The sequence below is a fragment of the Vibrio sp. 10N.261.54.E10 genome (assembly GCF_002877735.2).
GTDB classification, from domain to species: Bacteria; Pseudomonadota; Gammaproteobacteria; order Enterobacterales; family Vibrionaceae; genus Vibrio; species Vibrio crassostreae_C.
This window is the reverse complement of sequence record NZ_MCXE02000002.1, coordinates 924,960-944,993: the sequence shown is the minus strand read 5'-3', so window position 1 is coordinate 944,993 and position 20,034 is coordinate 924,960. Positions and strand designations below refer to the sequence as shown.

19 protein-coding genes are annotated in these 20,034 nt (G+C 44.1%); 13 read left to right on the top strand and 6 right to left on the bottom strand.

From position 1 onward, the window contains the following. Positions 1-576 precede the first annotated feature (576 nt). Complete coding sequence (nagB, locus tag BCU07_RS15350) at positions 577-1,377, top strand: glucosamine-6-phosphate deaminase (RefSeq protein ID WP_017057618.1); 801 nt, start codon at positions 577-579, stop codon at positions 1,375-1,377. Positions 1,378-1,672: 295 nt separating this feature from the next. On the opposite strand, the gene BCU07_RS15345 is transcribed toward nagB, so the two are convergent. The 3 genes from BCU07_RS15345 to BCU07_RS15335 all read right to left on the bottom strand — a co-directional run bounded on the left by BCU07_RS15345 (position 1,673) and on the right by BCU07_RS15335 (position 5,484). Further along, positions 1,673-2,209, bottom strand: coding sequence for an MltR family transcriptional regulator (locus BCU07_RS15345; protein WP_022571110.1), 537 nt, complete (start codon positions 2,207-2,209; stop codon positions 1,673-1,675). A gap of 50 nt (positions 2,210-2,259) precedes the next feature. Continuing rightward, a complete protein-coding gene (locus BCU07_RS15340) occupies positions 2,260-3,408 on the bottom strand; it encodes a mannitol-1-phosphate 5-dehydrogenase (protein WP_102428132.1) in 1,149 nt (382 codons plus the stop codon). 183 nt (positions 3,409-3,591) lie between these two features. After that, entirely contained in the window at positions 3,592-5,484 is a 1,893-nt protein-coding gene (locus tag BCU07_RS15335; RefSeq protein WP_102428131.1) for a PTS mannitol transporter subunit IICBA, read from the bottom strand. Between the two features lie 571 nt (positions 5,485-6,055). On the opposite strand from BCU07_RS15335, the gene BCU07_RS15330 reads away from it, so the two are divergent. Next, the gene (locus BCU07_RS15330) at positions 6,056-6,922 is read left to right on the top strand and encodes a glycerol kinase (RefSeq protein ID WP_102428130.1); all 867 of its coding nucleotides are present in this window, start codon (positions 6,056-6,058) and stop codon (positions 6,920-6,922) included. A 291-nt stretch (positions 6,923-7,213) separates the two neighbouring features. Continuing rightward, positions 7,214-7,870, top strand: a complete 657-nt coding sequence (locus BCU07_RS15325) for an NAD(P)H-dependent oxidoreductase (RefSeq protein ID WP_102428129.1) — start codon at positions 7,214-7,216, stop codon at positions 7,868-7,870. 437 nt (positions 7,871-8,307) lie between these two features. On the opposite strand, the gene gltS is transcribed toward BCU07_RS15325, so the two are convergent. Both gltS and BCU07_RS15315 read right to left on the bottom strand, forming a co-directional pair. Beyond that, a complete protein-coding gene (gltS, locus tag BCU07_RS15320) occupies positions 8,308-9,534 on the bottom strand; it encodes a sodium/glutamate symporter (protein WP_017060972.1) in 1,227 nt (408 codons plus the stop codon). Positions 9,535-9,850: 316 nt separating this feature from the next. Then, positions 9,851-10,207, bottom strand: a complete 357-nt coding sequence (locus BCU07_RS15315; protein ID WP_017060971.1) for a YibL family ribosome-associated protein — start codon at positions 10,205-10,207, stop codon at positions 9,851-9,853. A gap of 326 nt (positions 10,208-10,533) precedes the next feature. Between BCU07_RS15315 and BCU07_RS15310 the strand changes: the two genes are divergently transcribed. Beyond that, positions 10,534-11,331: a DUF4344 domain-containing metallopeptidase gene (locus BCU07_RS15310; protein ID WP_102428128.1), complete on the top strand. Its 798-nt coding sequence runs from the start codon at positions 10,534-10,536 to the stop codon at positions 11,329-11,331. A gap of 148 nt (positions 11,332-11,479) precedes the next feature. Here the strand turns inward: BCU07_RS15310 and BCU07_RS15305 are convergent, their stop codons facing one another. Continuing rightward, a complete protein-coding gene (locus BCU07_RS15305) occupies positions 11,480-11,866 on the bottom strand; it encodes a tautomerase family protein (protein WP_102320407.1) in 387 nt (128 codons plus the stop codon). A gap of 252 nt (positions 11,867-12,118) precedes the next feature. Between BCU07_RS15305 and BCU07_RS15300 the strand changes: the two genes are divergently transcribed. The 9 genes from BCU07_RS15300 to BCU07_RS15260 all read left to right on the top strand — a co-directional run bounded on the left by BCU07_RS15300 (position 12,119) and on the right by BCU07_RS15260 (position 19,958). Further along, positions 12,119-12,739, top strand: a complete 621-nt coding sequence (locus tag BCU07_RS15300) for an LON peptidase substrate-binding domain-containing protein (protein ID WP_017065084.1) — start codon at positions 12,119-12,121, stop codon at positions 12,737-12,739. A 110-nt stretch (positions 12,740-12,849) separates the two neighbouring features. Beyond that, entirely contained in the window at positions 12,850-13,497 is a 648-nt protein-coding gene (locus BCU07_RS15295) for a sigma-70 family RNA polymerase sigma factor (RefSeq protein ID WP_017060967.1), read from the top strand. Continuing rightward, positions 13,490-14,170, top strand: coding sequence for a ChrR family anti-sigma-E factor (locus tag BCU07_RS15290; protein ID WP_017060966.1), 681 nt, complete (start codon positions 13,490-13,492; stop codon positions 14,168-14,170). Before BCU07_RS15295 ends, BCU07_RS15290 begins: the two co-directional genes overlap by 8 nt. A gap of 174 nt (positions 14,171-14,344) precedes the next feature. Continuing rightward, entirely contained in the window at positions 14,345-15,292 is a 948-nt protein-coding gene (locus BCU07_RS15285; RefSeq protein ID WP_017060965.1) for a YbgA family protein, read from the top strand. Continuing rightward, complete coding sequence (phrB, locus tag BCU07_RS15280; RefSeq protein WP_065583940.1) at positions 15,289-16,704, top strand: deoxyribodipyrimidine photo-lyase; 1,416 nt, start codon at positions 15,289-15,291, stop codon at positions 16,702-16,704. The genes BCU07_RS15285 and phrB overlap by 4 nt, the downstream gene beginning before the upstream one ends. A 14-nt stretch (positions 16,705-16,718) precedes the next feature. Then, positions 16,719-17,150, top strand: a complete 432-nt coding sequence (locus BCU07_RS15275; protein WP_017061283.1) for a nuclear transport factor 2 family protein — start codon at positions 16,719-16,721, stop codon at positions 17,148-17,150. Next, positions 17,150-17,881, top strand: a complete 732-nt coding sequence (locus tag BCU07_RS15270; RefSeq protein WP_102428127.1) for an SDR family NAD(P)-dependent oxidoreductase — start codon at positions 17,150-17,152, stop codon at positions 17,879-17,881. Before BCU07_RS15275 ends, BCU07_RS15270 begins: the two co-directional genes overlap by 1 nt. Before the next feature lie 2 nt (positions 17,882-17,883). Then, a complete protein-coding gene (locus BCU07_RS15265; protein WP_102428126.1) occupies positions 17,884-19,155 on the top strand; it encodes an NAD(P)/FAD-dependent oxidoreductase in 1,272 nt (423 codons plus the stop codon). Then, positions 19,152-19,958, top strand: a complete 807-nt coding sequence (locus BCU07_RS15260; protein ID WP_017061280.1) for a DUF1365 domain-containing protein — start codon at positions 19,152-19,154, stop codon at positions 19,956-19,958. The genes BCU07_RS15265 and BCU07_RS15260 overlap by 4 nt, the downstream gene beginning before the upstream one ends. Positions 19,959-20,034 lie beyond the last annotated feature (76 nt).

Sequence of the window (20,034 nt, the reverse complement as noted above, 5' to 3'; positions counted from 1 at the left end):
TTGGGCTTTTTTTTGCCTTCAAACACACATCTTCTTTGTAATTGGTAAGTTTAGCCAACCTATCCATTTTTACCAATATTTATATACAATTCATAGCGATAGCGTGACTAAAACACAGCTCTCGTTCAATCTTATGGGTATTCATCCCACTGAGATTCATCGTTCTTCATCCTGCCCCTGTCTTTTATCACGATAGCGCTCCATTGCCATCATTATTTTTCTAGTTTCAACTATACGCTCAACGCTTGTTTATACTCGAAACACGTTAATGCACCAAAATTCGTCAATGGTTCGAGCGATGCCATTATTGCAATAATCGTATCAAGGCATAGAAACACACCAACCCTTTCAGGTGCTGAATTAGATCAACATTGCTGTATATGACAAACGTATTAATCTTGTTTAACGCCACCAAATATCCATACAATAATTGTGCAATTTTGAGAGTTCCAGTCACAGTTACGACGAAAAAAGCAAAAACTTGACCTAAAACAATAGCGGAACTGGATAACTTATTTTATAATGCGAATTAATGTTTCAGAACACTATAAAATTTTATTTCTAGGGGCAAAATCAATGAGACTTATTCCATTAAGCAACAAAGCTAAAGTAGGTAAATGGGCTGCTCGTCATATCGCAGATTCAATCAACAAGTTCGCTCCAACGGCTGAGCGTCCATTTGTACTAGGTCTTCCTACTGGTAGCACACCTCTAACTACTTACGCTGAGCTAATTGAACTTTACAAAGCTGGCGAAGTTAGCTTCAAGCACGTTGTAACATTCAACATGGATGAGTACGTTGGCATCGACCCTAACCACCCAGAGTCTTACCGCACATTCATGCACGAGAACTTCTTCAACCACGTTGATATCCAAGCAGAAAACATCAACCTGCTAGACGGCAAAGCTGAAGATATCGATGCTCACTGTGCAGCATACGAAGAGAAAATCCGTTCATACGGCAAAATCAACCTGTTCATGGGCGGCGTAGGCATCGACGGTCACATCGCATTCAACGAACCAGGTTCTTCTCTATCTTCACGCACTCGTATCAAAACGTTGACTGAAGACACTCGTATCGCGAACTCTCGTTTCTTCGATGGCGACATCAACCAAGTTCCTAAATACGCACTAACTATCGGTGTTGCGACTCTTCTAGATGCAGAAGAAGTGATGATCCTTTCTCTAGGCCACAACAAAGCTCAAGCGCTTCAAATGGCTATCGAAGGTTCTGTAAACCACATGTGGACTGTTACAGCTCTACAGATGCACCGTAAAGCTATCATCGTTGCTGATGAGCCAGCTCAACAAGAGCTAAAAGTTAAGACTCTACGCTACTTCCAAGAGCTAGAAGCTGAGAACATCCAAGACCTATAATTCCTATAGTCTTGAATAGCAGGGCGTTTTTATAAAGAGAGCGTCTTGAATAGAAAAAGCCACTGAATGTGGCTTTTTTTGTGCCTGCTGCTTTTGTATTTAATGGGAAGATATTTCGGATATTTTTTAGAAGCACAAAAACAAAAAAGCGATTTCTCAAACAAGAGAAACCGCAATGACGGTATATTCTAAGATGGATAAAACGAATTAAAGCTAGATAAGCTAAATAAGCTAAATAAGCACTTTAGGTGTAAGCTCAAGCGAAAGCTTCAAGCTATGAACTCAATAGCAAAAACTAAGAACTCAGCGCGTTATCTCGGCACAAGGTGTTAATGATGTCTGTAATAGCCAAAACGATCGTGGATTTCACTTTCTGGTTATGTCGACCCAAGAACATTTCTAACATTGGACCAGACATGGTTTTCACCATCTCAGGGTCGTATTCAATAGGCATAATACGCTGAATAGCATGTACTTTGTTTAGCTCAAAGATGATATCCACTTCAGTAAAACTGGTGTCATCACCCTGTATTTTCGCCCATTCTTTTAAGGTCACGAAAATCTCTAAGTCGTCATAAAGCTCTTTACTGATCACGCCAAGCCCCAGAAGCAACTTTCCACGTATCATTATTTCCCCTAGCGGCCCGCCACTATTGAGAAGAGGTTCTACAACGAACTTAATCGCAGTATCGTCTTTCTTGAAAATATTTTTTAAAACCGAATCTACCGTATCATCCAATGCATCATAAGCGGCCATCAGGCAAGCGCCAGCACTCTCAGCCTCGGAAAGTGCTTCGAGTAATTCTGTTTCATGATTAGTTTGTATTGGCATAACGGCTCGGCAATAAGAAAGTGCCACAGGAGTGGCACTTTGGTGGTTTATCATTTCAATGCTAGATAAGCTTGTTCCGCTAGTTTAACAACTTCTGAGTCACTATTCAGCTCAGAATAATATGCTAATGTCTCTGCAAAGCCTTTTTCTGCAAACATTGCCTGAAGTTCAACCGCTTGAGGGTCATCTTCGTTCTTATAATGGAACGCTGCCGCAATCGCTTTTACTAGGTGAGCGTTTGGAAGGCCGTATTCTAATGTGCCGTTCAGTGGCTTAACCAAGCGATCTTGTGGGCTCAGCTTACGAATTGGTTGACGACCAACACGATCTACTTCATCACGTAGGAATGGGTTTGCAAAACGACCAAGGATTTTTTGGATGTATGCAGCGTGAGCTTCAGGATCAAAGCCGTAACGCTTAATCAGAACTGCACCACTCTCTTCCATCGTTGCCGTTACTTCAGCACGGATTACGTCATCTTCGATAGAGTCTTTGATTGTCTCGTGACCTGCAAGGACACCAAGGTATGCCGTTACCAAGTGACCTGTGTTTAGCGTGAACAGTTTACGCTCAACGAAAGCCATTAGGTTGTCAGTGCATTCCATACCTGGGATGTTTGGAATCTCACCTTTGAATTGTGTTTGGTCTACGATCCACTCGCTGAACGTTTCAACCGTTACCGCTAGAGGATCTGTTTCGCCCGCTTCTGCCGGTGGAACAATACGGTCAACCGCAGAATCAACAAAACCAATGTGCTCTTCAGTGAACGCTTTCATTTCATCAGAAAGGTGCTCTAACACGGCTACTTTTAACTGGCTAGTACCGCGAACCATGTTCTCTGCCGCGATGATGTTCATTGGTGCAGTGTTGTTTGCTGCTGCACGCTTTTCAATGCCTTGAGCGATAGACTTAGAGATGATTTTAAGAACCGTAGGGCCCACTGCAGTCGTCACAAGATCAGACTCAGCAATGCAATCTACTACTGCGCTTGTCGCTGAGTTTACTGCTGTCACGTTCTTAACAACTTCGACAACACACTCTTCGCCAACAATCTTAACTGGGTATTCTTGGCGTTCAATTAACGCATTTACAACCGTTTCATTTACGTCAGCAAACGTAACCTTCATACCAGCATCAGAAAGAAGCTTACCAATGAAACCACGACCGATATTACCTGCACCAAAATGTAACGCTTTCATAATTTTGACCTTATAAATATTTGAATCTAGATAGCTAACTGCTCAACAACATGCCTTGACGATGTGCCCTAGGCATTAAGCAGTAAGCTATTCAGACTGAATCTTGTTAGAAAGATTAAGACCGAAAATGAGGCCAGTAGGGGGATACCGGCCTCCTTCACTCAGGAGCTTGACTAGAGCTTTTTAGTTTCCGTTGAGAATACGTAGAACATCAGCAGGGTTTGTTGTGTTCTGTAGGCATTCCACAGCTTCTTCATCATCGAGTGAATTGGTAATCGCCATCAGCACCATGTTGTGCTCATCGCCTTGTGCGGCAATACCGATAACCATCTTCGCGATATCATCTTCATCTTCGCCCCACTGAATACCTTCAGGGTACTGACAGAAAACGATGCCGGTTTTTTGTACGTACTGTTTCGCTTCGATTGTGCCGTGTGGTACTGCGATAGACTCACCTAGGTAAGTAGACACAAGCTCTTCACGAGCAAACATGCCATCTACATATTCTGGTGATACGTTGCCAAGTTTTACTAATTGTTCGCCAGCAAACTTAATTGCGTCTTCTTTTTGAGTCGCTTTAAGGCCAAGGAAGATGCTGTCGTCAGTGAGTGCAAGCTTGTTGCTTTCTTGCGCTGGAGCTGCTGCAGGTGCCGGAGCTTCTACTTTCGCTTCACCACTTTGAGCATCGACAAGCTCAGCAACTAGTTGGTCGTATACGCCGCCGTCTAGGAAGTTGCTTAGAGACATATGCATCGCACCTGGCACAGTGCTACGAGCACGGTCTGTTAGGTCTTTATGCGTAATAACGATTTGCGAATCAGCCGGTAGGTTGTTGATTGCGTAGTTGGTTACTTCAATGTCTAGGCCAGCTGTTGCTACTTTCTTACGTAGTAGACCTGCACCCATTGCACTTGAACCCATACCCGCATCACACGCTACATAAACTGCTTTTACATCCGCTAGGTTTACGTTTGCTTCTGCTGCTGCACCTTTAGAAGACGCTTTCATGTCTTTCATTTGTGCAGAAGCTTTCTCTAGTGAATCTTCCTCATCATCTTGCGCTGATGTTTTAAGAAGGATTGACGCTACAACAAACGATACTGCCGTTGCTGCGATAACAGATAGAATCACGCCGATGTAAGAGCCTTTTGGCGTCATCAGTAAGACTGCGAAGATAGAACCTGGAGATGCTGGAGAGATAAGGCCAGAATCGAACATTACGTTAGTGAATACACCCGCCATACCACCTGCGATTACCGCAAGAATTAGACGTGGGTTCATTAGAACGTAAGGGAAGTAAATTTCGTGGATACCCCCTAGGAAGTGGATGATAGATGCACCAGCAGCAGATTGCTTCGCGCTACCTTTACCAAACACCATGTAAGCAAGTAGAAGACCAAAACCAGGACCTGGGTTTGCTTCGATTAGGAAGAAGATAGAGCGACCCATCTCTTCAGATTGCTGGATACCTAGTGGAGAGAAGATACCGTGGTTGATTGCGTTATTTAGGAATAGGATTTTCGCAGGTTCAACAAAGATAGATGCTAGAGGTAGTGCACCCGCTTCTACCATTGCGTTTACGCCAGCCGCAAGTCCGCCAGACAGAATCTTAACCGCAGGACCAATCACGATGAACGCGATGATCGCACAGATCATGCCGATGATACCCGCAGAGAAGTTGTTCACTAGCATTTCGAAACCACTCTTCACTTTACCGTGAACAGCTTCATCGAATTTCTTAATTGCGATACCACCTAGTGGACCTACAATCATTGCACCCATGAACATTGGGATATCAGTACCAACGATAACACCCATTGTTGTGATAGCGCCCACTACCGCACCGCGGTCACCACCAACCATTTTACCACCGGTGTAACCAATCAATAGTGGCAGTAGGTATGTAATCATAGGACCAACCATTGATGCTAACGTTTCGTTAGGCCACCAACCCGTTGGGATGAATAGTGCAGTAATGAAACCCCACGCAATAAATGCGCCGATGTTTGGCATTACCATATTGGATAAGAAACGACCAAAGTTTTGAACCTTAATCTTTGCTTCTGGTGATAACATAGGTAGAACCCCGTAATGTATTGGTTGGTCAAATGACCGAAAGTGTGTACTCAAAAGTCGATTAAAATGTATCACAACATTTCCAAAATGCACCTTAGCCCAACTTTCGTGATAGCCATCACACACAAAAAACACTTTCGGGTTAACAAGCACACCTTAGATCACAAAAACACCATGAATTTAAATTACAAAGCCAAATTAATGAGAATAGATATCATCAACACACGATATAGATCACATTTTATTTTGTAATACTTAAAAATAAATAGTGATTAAAGTCACATTTAATAGAATATAGCATCTAAGATCTATATAAACCGTATAAAAGAACATCGTGTCACGTATATAAAATATGCACCCAGATGAGCAAAATCGCGATACCTGTAATTTAATTACAGGTTGAGCTACATTTTGCTAAACATACAAAACGAGACCTAACGCTCTACTAAAAACATAGACCACTGAACTGCAGTTAGCATTGATAGATGTGATATGGTATTTACCAACGCTATCGCATCATATATATATCCAACACCCATCAGCTGATCACTCCGCTATTTGAGAAAAGACTATGTCAGACAAAATTTCCACATCCGCACTCGCTAAACAAAAAGGCATAGAAGCTAAAGCTTTATTTAGCGATCTAAAAACAGCGGGCTATATAGTGCGTTCACAAGAGCGTTGGATTCTCACAGAACGGGGAGAAAGCTTTGGTGGGGAATATGTCGAACACAAGAAGTTTGGTGTCTTTATTGTCTGGCCAGAGAAACTGCTTATCGATTTGGACTCATTCTCAGGAAAAACACTCACCGCCACCCAGCTTGGCAGTGCCTTTCAACTCAGCGCAAAGAAAATCAACTTACTGCTCAACGAGCTTGGTTGGATAACAAAAGAAGAAGACGGTTGGCATGTCACCTCTACAGGCTTAAAAGCCGGAGGTGAACAAAGAGAAGACAAAGCGACTCAAAACTTATTCGTGGTATGGCACGACTCATTGGTTCGCAATAAACGTTTAAAGCAGTCTGTTGTTGAATTCCTAGGGCATGATGCTGAAAGCCACTCGACCGATGTGTCATTCTCCAGTTTTCGTCAGAAATTTAAGGCGAAGCACCGAAGCTTAGACGGGCATTATGTTCGATCAAAGGGAGAGCTGATCATTGATAACTGGCTTTATATGGCAGGAGTGGTCCATGCGTACGAGCGTCCGCTTCCGATATCAAAAGAAGTGATCAGCGATTTTTATCTACCAAGTGGCAAAGTATACATCCAGTTCTGGGGAACTGATTCTGCGCCAATCGCCGAAAATAAACGTGAAGCTACGAGAAAAATCTATGAAGAGCATGGTTTTGGTATAATCGAAATCACGCCAGAAGATATCCCCAACCTAGACAGCGTACTTCCGCCATTATTGCGCCAATATGGTATCAAAGCGTACTAAGCTACTGAATCTAGAGATTCCACCTCCATTAAGATCACACTTATTGAATCATTATGGACATTATTAACCATAGTGATTTGATATGTTCGCTATTTTTCCCGAGTCATTCTTCTATTATCTTACACCCATCGACTTGAGCTACCGCAGATACTCGATTTATTGGGGCATGTTCGATAACTATTTAGACGTTCAATCTATTGAGATTCGTTTAAATTGGTTATCCGTTTATTGTTGACGTAACTGAACATAAAACCCTACAACATTTATTATTGATAGATATTAGGATTCAACATGACTCATCCAATCATTACTGATCTAAACACTCGTTACACAGCTAAAAAATACGATGCAGAAAAGCGCATCTCTGCGGAAGACATGGAAGTAATCAAAGAAGCACTTCGCTTGTCAGCTTCTTCTATCAACTCTCAGCCTTGGAAATTCATCATCATTGAGAGTGACGCAGCAAAACAACGCTTCCACAATACTTTCGAAAACATGTTCCAGTTTAACCAACCACATGCGAAAGAAGCGTCACACACGATCCTGTTTGCTCACGATCCTAAGTACACTAAAGAGAAATTCGCGAAGCGTGCTGATACAGAAGTAAGCTCTGGTCACTTACCAGCTGAAATGTACGAGCAATTCTTAGGTGCTTACGCATTCGCAGAAATGAACACAGACGAAACAGGTTTCAACGGTAACTGGACTAAGTCTCAAGTTTACATCGCACTAGGTAACACACTGCACACACTAGCTCGTCTAGGTATCGCTTCAACACCTATGGAAGGTGTAGATGCAGCTATGATCAGCGAAGAGTTTGCTGACGAACTAGAAGGTCACGTTGTTGATGTAGCTCTAGCTATCGGCTACCACAAAGACGGCGAAGACTACAACTACGGCAAACCAAAAGCGCGCCTAACTCTTGATGAAGTCGTTACAACACTTTAGGGCGTGTTGACCTTTCGTGGTTAAATTTTGTTCGGATGGGGACGCCTAGTCAAAAGCGTTTTAATCGCGGTGAGGGAGAAGTAGCCTAGTCATTCTAAGCAAACCTCCCTCAACAAAGAGTAAAACGCTTTTTGCGGGGGCGCCCAGCTCGAACCCTTCGGGCAGCGTTTGCTGGTCATTTCTACTGCGTTATCGGCTTCTCATGTAGGCTAGCTACACATCGATGCCTCTGTCTTGTATAAATACCCAGCAACTCACTGCAAAAATCAGCTCGAAAGATCAACACGCCCTAGTTATTGATGTGACAGAGCCCTAACCGCAGGGGTATCAGGCAAGAAAACCTCGATAAACAAGAACAAAAAAAGCCAGTCAACAGACTGGCTTTCTTGTATTCATCTTAGTGCGATAAGCACATTGCGTTTAAGTAAAGGCGAACATTAACCGATAAACGAGATGTAACCCTGAAGGATAATCAGGTTAACGATATCGATAAAGAAGGCACCAACAATTGGCACCACCATGAACGCCTGTGGTGAAGGACCAAAACGGTTCACCAAAGAGCCCATGTTCATTACCGCTGTTGGTGTTGCACCTAGGCCGAAACCACAGTGACCACCTGCCATAACCGCTGCGTCGTAGTTAGAACCCATTACTTTGAACGTCACAAAGTAAGAGAAGATACCTAACACAACCGCCTGAACCGCCAGGATAACCAAGAACGGAATCGCAAGGTCAAATATGTTCCAAAGCTTAAGGCTCATTAGCGCCATTGCTAGGAACAGTGACAATGACACCGTACCAAGAATATCGACCGTTTCGCTGTCAGTCTTATGCAGCTTAGTCACTTCAAACACGTTAGTGATGAACACACCGATAAACAACGCGTAAACGAAGTCAGGAATCATCAACCAAGAAATTTCAAAAGTCGCCACCCACTGCTCTAGGTACTTCGCACCCGTGATACAGATAAGAAGGATGAACAACACTTCAATCACCTTCTTCGCCGTCACTTTGTCTTCTTCATACTCGTTGTAAGTAACAAGTTCAGGGAAGCGTTCATGTGTTTGCGTGCCAGTGCCGTACTCAGATTCAAGCTGGTTTTTATCAATCAGCTTTTGCGCCACTGGGCTACCGATAATACCACCGATGATCAAACCAAAGGTCGCTGAAGCCATCGCGATTTCTAGCGTATTTGCAATGCCAAACGTGTCTGCAAAAGTTTGAGACCAAGCCGCGCCTGTGCCGTGACCGCCCGAAAGGGTGATAGAGCCAGCAATCAAACCCATCAAGGGTTCAAGGCCTAGTGCCGTAGCTAAGGTTACGCCTACACCGTTTTGGATAATGATGTAAACCGACGCTACCCCTAAGAATAGGAATACCTTAGCACCACCTTTTATCAGCTGCGTGTAGTTCGCCGCAAGACCGACCGTTGCAAAGAACATCAACATAAACGTGTTCTGCAGGGGCAAGGAAAACTCAAGATCAAGGCCGTTAAAGTGCAGGGCTGTAATAGCAAAAGCGACAATCAAGCCGCCGACAATGGGCTCTGGAATGTTGTACTTTTTGAGAATCGGAAGCTTTGCATTGACGAAATGACCTAGAAACAAAACACTAATCGCGATTAGGAAGGATTCTAGTGGTCCAATTGAAATTAATTGATTCATATAACCTCTATTTTTTTACGTTCTCATCTTCCCTAATGAGTCTAGTTTTATCTGTAATTATTTGTGCTGCTCTACCTATATTTATACAAACTGGAGAGAAAGTGTGGATTCGAAAAGCGAACACATTACTGCGATCGCTTAGTACCATGTTAGTAGCACGTTAACTTTTATAGGAGATAAAAGGATTTGTGACAACAATCACCTCCTAAAAGTTGAAAACGGCGTGAGTATCTATGCCGCTGACTCTGCTTTCTTAATACCTAAAAAAGCAAAAAGGAGCTATTTCTAGCTCCTCTTTCATCACCATCGCTGGTAATTAGAATTTTTTCGGTGCGTAACCAGTCATAACCTCAATGCGAAGTTCTTTACCGATCTTCGTCATTGGGTGAACAATTACGAGTCCTTTAACAGACTTTTTAAGTTTACCCATATCCGCTTGCTCAGCCTTAGTGATCTCACGGCTAAATGGCATATCAACCAGAGACTTACGCTCTTGGTTCACATCATAGCTTTCTTTGTGTTTAAGCTGGGCAATTTTCTTAGTTAGCTTCTTAATCTCTTCCTCGAACTGACGAACAACAGGACGATCATTACGAGTTTTAGCAGCATCTAACTTGTGGCGACACTTGTCTAGACGGTTGTTAATTTGTTGAAGTTCGTTTTTAACACTCATAATAATTTCCTAAGATTAAACAAGCCAATTCGGATTGGGGCGCGGAGTATAGCACAAGGGTTGTGTTGAACCGAAATTTATCTGTTAATTACCAATAGAAACGAATCACATCGACACCGCTCATTCAGCTTACTTATTCTTTGTGGCGAATCTCTAAGCGGATTATTCATTGATAGGATAGCGCCTACTTCAAAAATTGCAGTCCTCGATGCATCAAAATTCCGTCTAAACTTATACTCTAACGCAATAACTAAATCAGGGTACACAGCTTGGAGTTGTTACCCCCAGCACGACTCTGAATCGCAACGTAATCACAAGGATAGCCGATGACATTATTGAAACGAACATTGACCTGCAGCCTAGCCCTGAGTGCAATGTTTGCCACAACTTATGCATCTAGTGAACAAGCCACCCAAAGTAACCTAATCGTCGAGTACTCTACACCGCAAAATACCGAAGAAGAGCAGCTCAAACGAGAGATTCAAAGCAGTGGCGTTAATGACACCGTGGTCGACCTATCAAACCAACTCTTCATGTTTGAGAAGCCATTAACCATTCAATATGGCGGGGAAGAAGGACCACTCTACGATCCACAAACCCATCAAGTACTGATCCCTTACAGTTTTTACGCTGAGTCACTCAATTACTTTGAGAAGAACCAATACGAAAAAGAGTATGGGAAATCTGCGCAAACCGGCGCTATTGATACCTTGCTGCACACCCTGCTACACGAGACTGGGCATGCGTATATCGAAGATCAGAACATTGCCATATTGGGTAAAGAAGAAGATGCGGTTGATAACCTAGCAACCATGCTACTGCTTAACTACGTAGAGCATGGGGCCGACGCTGCTATCAGCGCTGCAGACATGTTCGCTTTCGAGTCAGAAGACCGCCCAGAGTATTACGACTTGGGGGAATACATCGACGAGCACAGTTTCGACCTGCAGCGTTACTTCTCCACGTTATGCTTGGTGTATGGCAGCGATCCCGATGCCTATAAGAACTTGCTCGATGAAGTGGAAAACGACTATTTGAAAGACAGAAAAGAGTTCTGCGTTGAGCACTTTGACGTGATCAATGAAAATTGGCATCAGTATTTAAAAAAGAGTGACGATGCTTAGATGCTTAAAGGTTAGTGTCGAGAACTAGGAAAACGGCTTTGGCATCAAATTCCAAAGCCGTCACTCGATAGATTGGCTTAAGTCTTACGTGTTAAGAGTTAAGAGTTAAGAGTTAAGAGTTAAGAGTTAAGAGTTAAGAGCTTAAACCCTAGACGTTCACTTTGTACTTCAGATCTTGTGCTTCATCGCCCGTCATCCCTCGAAAACCCCAACAATGTGAAGGCTGCTCTTTAATGGTGATTTCAATATCAATCGGAGAGATAGCTAACTGCTTCTCTATCTCAGAAAATATCTTCTTAATTAAGCGCTTTTTGGTGTTTACCGCTCGACCTTCCATCATGTTGATCTCAATGACGGTATAGGCTTCTGTTCTTCCTTCTGGGTAAAAGAAGTCATCCCGTTCCAATGGCACAAATCGATGTGCTCGCTTGTCATCGGGTAAACCCATTTCACTATTCAAGCACTGCTGCAACACATTAGAGAGCTGCAACTTAATTGGATTTAAGCACTCTTTGATACCATAAATAACAATCATGACCATTCCTTTGATGCGATGTTAGGTATAGAAGAACGTCAGATATAAGCATCGTCTGGCGACTACCCATTCGCTTACTATTTGTACATATATTACATAATGACGCGTATGAAAAAAGGTAAAAACAGTGAATTTATGAACAGGTGCAACAAAATACCTACCCCTTTACGAACATAAGCCGAAGCGAATTGATCGAACACCACCCTCCCCGCGTATATCTTCTCAAATCACATTTGAACTAAGGAGTACTATGTGCCGAATTCACCTAGGAAGACCACGCGGACAGACGCCGAACCAGAAACACCCGTAGAGTCTTCTCTGGAGCTCGCTGTGTTTCCCCTCCCCATCTTCCTTTTACCGGGAGGCAGACAAAGACTGCGCATTTTTGAGCCAAAGTATCTCGCGATGGTCGCTCACGCAGCGCAGGGCGATGGTTTCATTATCGCCACTCAAGACAAATCTAACTCTGATCATCTCAGCTCTTGGGGAACAAAGGTGACCATCGTCGACTTCAATATGTCGGACGACCAGATATTAGAAATTGATGTCGAAGGCGAAAAGTTGGTGCAATTGCATGGGTCGTTTCGAGACGATGATGACCTGATTAAAAGTAAGTTCAGCTTGTTGCCTCACTGGCCTACCGATGAATATAAAGTGCCTAACGTGTTTACCGCTTTTTTGGTTCAGTTGTTTCGCGACCACGATTCGATAAGAACACTCTATCCCACTCCTGATTTTGAGAGCCCACAATGGATCTGTGCGCGATTGCTCGAAATGATGCCTATCCCACTGGAAAAGAAAACAGAATTTACTGAGCCAGCCAGTTTTCCGTCTCTAGTTCCTTTTTTGAATCAAATCATTACGGGGCAATAAGCACTTTTCTTCACTATAATTTTGTATAGTAGAAATTAATTTAAATTAAAGTGATCCCGACTTTCTCCTTTCACGTAGTGCCCATCAAATTCGCATGATGGTTAGTTACTATGCAAGTGGAAAGCAGAAGTTCAGGGAACGGCAAGGAGCATGTCATTATTCCCGATAACAAAGTACCTACAGACAACAAAGTACCGACAGAGCTCTCGAGCTGGCTGGTGTTGGTTGGTACAGACCGAGACAAGCAGGCGTTCACCTGTTTGTTCAAGTTCTTCGCTCCTAAGATCAAGCGTTTTGGTATCAGTAAGTTGGGTGGCGAAGCTGCTGCAAACGAGCTAGTTCAAGACACGATGACTAATGTTTGGAAGAAAGCACATCTCTACAATGTAGATAAAGGCGCTGCGACCACTTGGGTCTACACGGTAATGCGTAATGCAGCATTCGACATGTTGCGCAAAGTGAAAGCGAAAGCCGAACAAACGATAGCCGACGATATCTGGCCAATCGATGCGATGGTAGCCGAGTCTCAAAGCGAAGATTTGCCATTCGGTGACCATTTGATGAGCCGACACGTAATGACTCAAATAGAAAAGTTGCCTCTCGCTCAGAAAACCATCGTCAAAGGCGTTTACTTTCAAGAGCTCTCTCAAGAGCAACTCGCTCAGCAACTTGGCGTCCCACTTGGAACAGTGAAATCACGTCTGAGACTCGCTTTAGCCAAATTAAAAGTTCACATGGGGGAACAAGACCATGATTAAACATCACCCAAACGCGGCAATCTTGAAAGACTTCGTCGATGGCACGTTGGCTGATTCAGTTTCTTTGATTGTTTCTAGCCATGTAGAGCTGTGTGAACACTGCCAACAACAAGTCAAGCAGCTTACAGCTGTAGCAGCGAATAATGCTTTTGACGCAGAGCCAGTATTCTCAAATGAAGATCTAGACAGCTTCTCAATGGACGACATGGACTTTGATTTTGACGCGATAGAGCAAATCACAGCTGATACTTCTCAGTCTGTTGAAGTGACTCCAGAGGTTCAGAAAGTAACTGTTGCTGACACGACATTCACAATCCCTCGCGCTCTAAACTCAGTAGCGAGAAAGGACTGGATGAACCTAGGCAAAATTTCACGAGCAAGACTCGATTTTGCTGACGAAGCACACCACACCAGCTTGTTGCACATCGACAAAGATGGACAAGTGCCTTGCCACACCCACAAAGGCTTCGAGATCACGCTTCTTCTAGAGGGCAGTTTCGAAGACGAAATGGGCGTTTACAACAAAGGTGACTTCATCTGGTTGGATGGCAATCACACTCATCAACCGGCAACAAAAGAAGGTTGTGTCTGTTTAACCGTTTCAAGTGATGCGCTTTACTTCACAAAAGGTGTGAGCCAACTATTCAATCCACTTGGAAAATATATCTATTAACCCAGTTGCAGGCTATAAATATACAGGATGGCATAAAGCTATCCTGTATATCGTCAATACATCTGAATAAAAACAACTACGGTGTCAAAGTAAAAACACACCCAGCTCTGTAAATACGATTAGCAATGTTGAACTATAAGAAAAAGCTCAGAGCAAGAGCAAAGGAGTTGGCCAATGGAAAAGAAAATCAAAATCGGTATCAGTGCATGTGTTGCTGGACATAAAGTACGTTTCGACACAGGTCATAAACGCTCTCGTTTTTGTACAGACGACCTAGCAGACTACGTGGAATTGGAACCTGTTTGCCCAGAGATGGCTGTTGGTCTTCCAACCCCTCGTCCAACCATTCGTCAAACAAGAATGCTAGATGACATCATCCATGTTTCTCGCCCTGATGGCTCAGGTGATGTGACCAACGAACTGATCGAGTTCGGTCAAAACTACTCAAAGAAAAACCAACACATTGCTGGCTTTATTGTGTGTCAAAAAAGCCCAACCTGCGGCATGGAGCGCGTGAAGGTGTACCACCACCATGGTCGCGGCTCTGAATCGACAGGCATAGGCATGTTCACCCAACAAATTATGGACGGCAACCCGTTACTTCCCGTTGAAGAAAACGGCCGCCTTAACGATCCCATTTTGCGTGAAAACTTCATGACTCGAGTGTTCACTTACCAAAAATGGCTCGATCTTGTGGATGAAGGTGTGACCAAGCACAAACTGATTCAGTTCCACAGCGCCCACAAATATCTAGTCATGTGTCACCACGTTGAGGGTTACAAAAGCTTAGGCAAACTGCTAGCGGGTAATGATTTAGATATCGACGAACTAGCGGCTCAATACATCGAAGGCTTGATGACGGCGTTGTCTCATCACGCGAATCGAGGCAGTCACGCCAATACGCTGCATCATTTGCAGGGTTACTTTAAAAAACAACTGAGTAGCGCTCACAAGCAAGAGCTGACCAACCAGATCGCATCATTCAGAGAGGGCGTTGTTCCACTGCTAGTGCCACTGACACTGATCAATCACTACCTGATGGAATACCCGAACGAATACCTAGAATCACAGGTTTACCTAAACCCGCACCCTCAAGAACTTAAACTGAGATACGGATATTGAGCGACATACTATGGATACGACGAGACCTGCGGATTCACGATAACCCAGCGCTCGTCGCGGCAGTTGAAAACGGCGTAACGACCGCCGTTTTCATTTCAACGCCTCAAACGTGGCGGCAACACCACCTTGCGCCGATCAAAGCTGATTTCATCTATCGTCATCTAAAACAACTCGATTCCCAGCTCGCTGAATTCGGGATAACGTTGCTTCACCTGAAAGCTAGCGACTTTGACGACCAATCCAAACAGCTCATCGATTTGTGCCAGCAGCTTGATGCCAAGTGCGTCTACGCTAACTCTGAACCAGAGGTCGATGAACAAGCTCGCGATAAAAAGCTGATTTCAAGCGGCCTAAACCTGAAGATCAGCGATTGTGACGTTATGCTGCCACTCGGTAGCGTTCTCAACAAACAAGGCGAGATGTTCAAAGTCTTTACGCCCTTTAAGAACGCTTGGTTAAAAGAAGTTCAGGTGAAAGGCATCATCTGCAGTCCAGCTCCTGTCGAGTCAGCTGAACGTTCACAAACACAGCTTCCTGACGACTTACAAGCCTTAACCATCTCTGCTGACTATGATTTCGATTTTCCGCGTGTTGATTCGAGTCGCTGGCCATTAAGCCAAGATGTATTGGGCAATGTGATCCCCAATTTCTTAGGCAATAAAGTCAACGACTACGCACGTCTGAGAGATATCCCCTCAGTTAAAGGAACATCGGGGCTATCACCTTATTTAGCGATTGGCGCCGTGAGCCCACGTTGGTTAGCGATTCAATTGATTCAGCAGCAACCCGATCTGTTATTTGATACGCAATTACCGGCCTTTTGTTGGCTCAATGAATTGATTTGGCGAGATTTTTATAAGCATTTGATGTTCCACCACCCTAAACTGGTCAAAGGTGCTAACTTTCAGCAAAAATACAATGGTTTAGATTGGTATCACGATCATCCTAGCTTCAAAGCTTGGTGCGAAGGAAAAACAGGATATCCATTGGTTGATGCCGCAATGCGTCAACTGGTTGAAACGGGCTGGATGCACAACAGACTAAGAATGGTGGTGGCAAGCTTCCTAACCAAGCACCTGCTTATTGACTGGCGTTGGGGCGAGCGTTTCTTTATGTCGCACCTTATCGACGGAGACTTTAGTGCCAACAATGGTGGCTGGCAGTGGGCTTCAAGTACTGGCTGTGATGCTCAACCTTACTTCCGAATTTTCAATCCAATCACTCAGAGTGAAAAGTTTGATCCAAAAGGAATTTTTATTCGTAAGTACATACCAGAGCTGCAAAATATCCCAGATAAGCATGTACATTTCCCACATGACTTTATCGCTAAAAATGGAATAGACAGCGAATACTGGCAACCCATCGTTGAGCATAAAGAAGCACGATTGAGAGCCTTAGCCTTCTTCAAATAATTAGAGTGTATATTATGGATAACTCTCTATGGCTTGATAACTTTCTCAACATGTATCGAGAACTCGGAACCGACAATTTCGACGTGCTTAAGACTGTTTATCACCCTGATATTGAATTCCAAGATCCGCTGCATCATGTCAGCGGTATTTCGGCGCTTACGCACTACTTCGAGAACCTCTACACCCAAGTAACCAGCTGTTACTTTCATATCGAACACACTTTCGAAGCGAACGACGAAGCTTCCGTTTACTGGACGATGCAGTTTGCTCACAAGCAATTAAATGGGCAAAAGCCAATCGAAGTACAAGGGCACAGCCACCTTAAGATGCTCGACGGTCAAGTGGTCTACCACAGAGACTACCTCGACGTCGGCTCTATGTTGTACGAACACATTCCAGTACTGGGCTGCGCGATCAAATCCATCAAAAAGAGAGCGAGTCGATAATGCATATTATGATTACAGGCGCGACCTCAGGTATCGGCCAATCCCTAGCTAAAGATTACGCTCAGCAAGGGCATCAGGTGATTGCTTGTGGCCGCAATCCAGACAAACTGCAAGCCTTAGTTGATTCTCACGATACAGACATCGCGCATTCATCAATTACACCGCTCTGTTTCGATCTGACTGATTACCACAACTTTCCAGAACTCGACCAAGACAAGCCGCTCGACCTGCTGATTTTAAATGCAGGTGATTGTGAGTACATCGACGACCCAGTGAACTTTGATGCCGAGCTATTCGAGCGCGTCATCAACATAAACCTAATTTCAATTGGCTACGCCCTTAAAGCTTGGTTAAAAAACATCAAGCCCGGCGGCCGTTTGGTTTTAGTCAGCTCCAGCGCCAGCTTTTTACCTTTGCCAAGAGCCGAGGCTTATGGCGCTTCAAAGGCAGCTCTCACCTACTTAGGCAGAACACTTTCGGTTGATCTGGCAACGCACAACATTCATGTCTCAATTGTGCACCCTGGCTTTGCTGAAACGCCATTAACCGAGCGAAATACGTTCTCTATGCCTATGATTATTAGTAGTGAGGCCGCAACTCAGCGAATCGTAAATGGTATCGCTCAAGGAAAGAGTGAAATTGATTTCCCAAGACGATTCATCATGTTGATGAAGCTACTAAGAATGCTTCCAACTCCAGTTTGGCAAAAACTCGCTTCAAGGATGGTATAACAATGAAGAAAATCGCCATTATTGGTTCAGGTATCTCTGGACTCACTTGCGCGCATATATTAGATAAGCACCACGACGTAACAGTATTCGAAAAGAATGATTACGTTGGGGGGCACACCGCGACCGTTGATATTGAACATCAAGGCTCGGCGTTTTCGATAGATACAGGTTTCATCGTATTCAACGATCGAACCTACCCGAATTTCAATCAGCTTCTAGAACAACTCGATGTCGAAAGGCAACCGACTGAGATGAGCTTCAGCGTCCACAACACGACGACCAAGTTTGAATACAACGGCCACAGCATTAATTCGTTATTCGCGCAGAGGAGCAACATCTTCAAACCTCAGTTCTGGTCTTTAGTGTCTGACATTCTCAAGTTCAACAAGCTGTGTAAGGCTCAGTTTGAAAGCAATGAATTCACACCAGACGTTACCCTTGGCAGTTTCCTACGAGATAATCAATTTTCCGACTTTTTCAGCCAGCACTACATCTTACCGATGGGCGCGGCGATTTGGTCGACAAGCTTGGAAGAAATGGAAGAGTTTGAGCTCAAGTTCTTCATTCAGTTTTTCTACAACCATGGATTGCTCGATATCGCGAACCGTCCTCAGTGGTATGTGATACCAAAGGGATCGCGTTCTTATGTTGAAATCATCCTTTCACGCCTAAGTAAGACTGTTGCACTGAATACATCGATTAAACAAGTGACTCGCCAAGAAACAGGCGTCACGATTGAATTTGAAGATGGCAGCGCACAAGGTTTCGACGAAGTAATCTTTGCTTGCCACTCAGACCAAGCCTTACGCTTGCTTGGTGATGCAACAGAACAAGAGCAACAGGTACTGGGCGAGATCCCATACAGCCGCAATGAAGTGGTTCTGCACACCGATACTCGCTTGTTACCAGACAGAAAACTGGCTTGGGCAAGCTGGAACTACATGTTGGATGGCGACAGTAAACGACCTGCCTGTGTCACGTACAACATGAACATTCTGCAAGGCATCGAAAGCCAAGACACCTTCTGTGTCACCTTGAATCAAAGCGAAGCCATCGACCCAGAAAAAATTATTCGCAGCTTTGTTTATCATCACCCGGTACTTAATTCGAACACGGTCGAAGCTCAGCACAAGCGTGAGCAAATCTGTGGCAAAAACCAGACGCACTTTGCTGGCGCTTATTGGTATAACGGCTTCCATGAAGACGGTGTCCACAGTGCACTCGATGTGACCAAACGCTTCGGTTTAGATTTGAGTACGAGTTCCGCGCTATGAACAGTCAAACCCTGACACCCGAGATGGGGATCGCATCCGAAAAGAGTGAAGAGCTCAGCGGTATCTATTGGGGTAACGTCAGACATCGCCGCTTTGGCGACATCACTCATGAGTTCAGCTATCAGCTGTATATGATGGGGTTAGATCTTGATGAGCTGCCCCAAACCACAGCGCGCAGTGCGCTGTTCGGAACTCGTTGGTACAACCCGATTCGCTTTGTCGAATCGGATTATCTCGCTGAAAAAAAAGAAAATGTCACCACGGATGAACCAAAATCACTTAAGCAACGTATAGCTTCCAAAGTGCAACAACTTGGTGGGGTTTGGTCTGATTCAAACCGTGTGACGATGCTGGCTCAGTGCCGCTGTTTAGGCATCTACTTCAGCCCAATCAACTGTTTCTTCTGTTACGACGAAACAGGGGATTGTAAGTACATGTTGGCTGAAGTGAGTAACACGCCTTGGCGAGAAAGACACTACTACCTGATCGACATGCACCAAGAATTAAAGGTTAAGAAAGAGTTTCACGTTTCGCCGTTCATGGATTTGAATATGACTTATTTTTGGAAGATTAAGCCACCAGCGAAACGCACGTTAGTTCATATCGAAAGCCGCCGAGACGACAAGCTTTTCGATGCGACACTGGCCTTGACGAAACAGTCAGTAACCAAGACAAACATTAGACGAACGGTATTCAAGATTCCGGCGATGACGATAAAAGTCGTGATGGGAATTTATTATCAGGCTCTCAAATTATTCCTGAAAAAAGTACCGTTTGTGGCGCATCCAGACTCAACGTCTTAAGCGCACATGAAAGAACTCAATTGAAGCTTGGGTTCGCTCCAATCAAGGAGCAGAACTCAGCTTAGTTGGCACAAAA

Coding starts and splice junctions, on each gene's coding strand:
- BCU07_RS15335 (WP_102428131.1), bottom strand. CDS start 5,484: ATGTTATCACCAGAAGCAAAGATTAAGGTTCAAAACTTTGGTCGTTTC.
- BCU07_RS15270 (WP_102428127.1), top strand. CDS start 17,150: ATGCATATTATGATTACAGGCGCGACCTCAGGTATCGGCCAATCCCTA.
- BCU07_RS15265 (WP_102428126.1), top strand. CDS start 17,884: ATGAAGAAAATCGCCATTATTGGTTCAGGTATCTCTGGACTCACTTGC.
- nagB (WP_017057618.1), top strand. CDS start 577: ATGAGACTTATTCCATTAAGCAACAAAGCTAAAGTAGGTAAATGGGCT.
- BCU07_RS15290 (WP_017060966.1), top strand. CDS start 13,490: ATGATTAAACATCACCCAAACGCGGCAATCTTGAAAGACTTCGTCGAT.
- BCU07_RS15325 (WP_102428129.1), top strand. CDS start 7,214: ATGACTCATCCAATCATTACTGATCTAAACACTCGTTACACAGCTAAA.
- BCU07_RS15330 (WP_102428130.1), top strand. CDS start 6,056: ATGTCAGACAAAATTTCCACATCCGCACTCGCTAAACAAAAAGGCATA.
- BCU07_RS15295 (WP_017060967.1), top strand. CDS start 12,850: ATGCAAGTGGAAAGCAGAAGTTCAGGGAACGGCAAGGAGCATGTCATT.
- BCU07_RS15275 (WP_017061283.1), top strand. CDS start 16,719: ATGGATAACTCTCTATGGCTTGATAACTTTCTCAACATGTATCGAGAA.
- gltS (WP_017060972.1), bottom strand. CDS start 9,534: ATGAATCAATTAATTTCAATTGGACCACTAGAATCCTTCCTAATCGCG.
- BCU07_RS15345 (WP_022571110.1), bottom strand. CDS start 2,209: ATGCCAATACAAACTAATCATGAAACAGAATTACTCGAAGCACTTTCC.
- BCU07_RS15310 (WP_102428128.1), top strand. CDS start 10,534: ATGACATTATTGAAACGAACATTGACCTGCAGCCTAGCCCTGAGTGCA.
- BCU07_RS15305 (WP_102320407.1), bottom strand. CDS start 11,866: ATGATTGTTATTTATGGTATCAAAGAGTGCTTAAATCCAATTAAGTTG.
- BCU07_RS15285 (WP_017060965.1), top strand. CDS start 14,345: ATGGAAAAGAAAATCAAAATCGGTATCAGTGCATGTGTTGCTGGACAT.
- BCU07_RS15315 (WP_017060971.1), bottom strand. CDS start 10,207: ATGAGTGTTAAAAACGAACTTCAACAAATTAACAACCGTCTAGACAAG.
- BCU07_RS15260 (WP_017061280.1), top strand. CDS start 19,152: ATGAACAGTCAAACCCTGACACCCGAGATGGGGATCGCATCCGAAAAG.
- BCU07_RS15340 (WP_102428132.1), bottom strand. CDS start 3,408: ATGAAAGCGTTACATTTTGGTGCAGGTAATATCGGTCGTGGTTTCATT.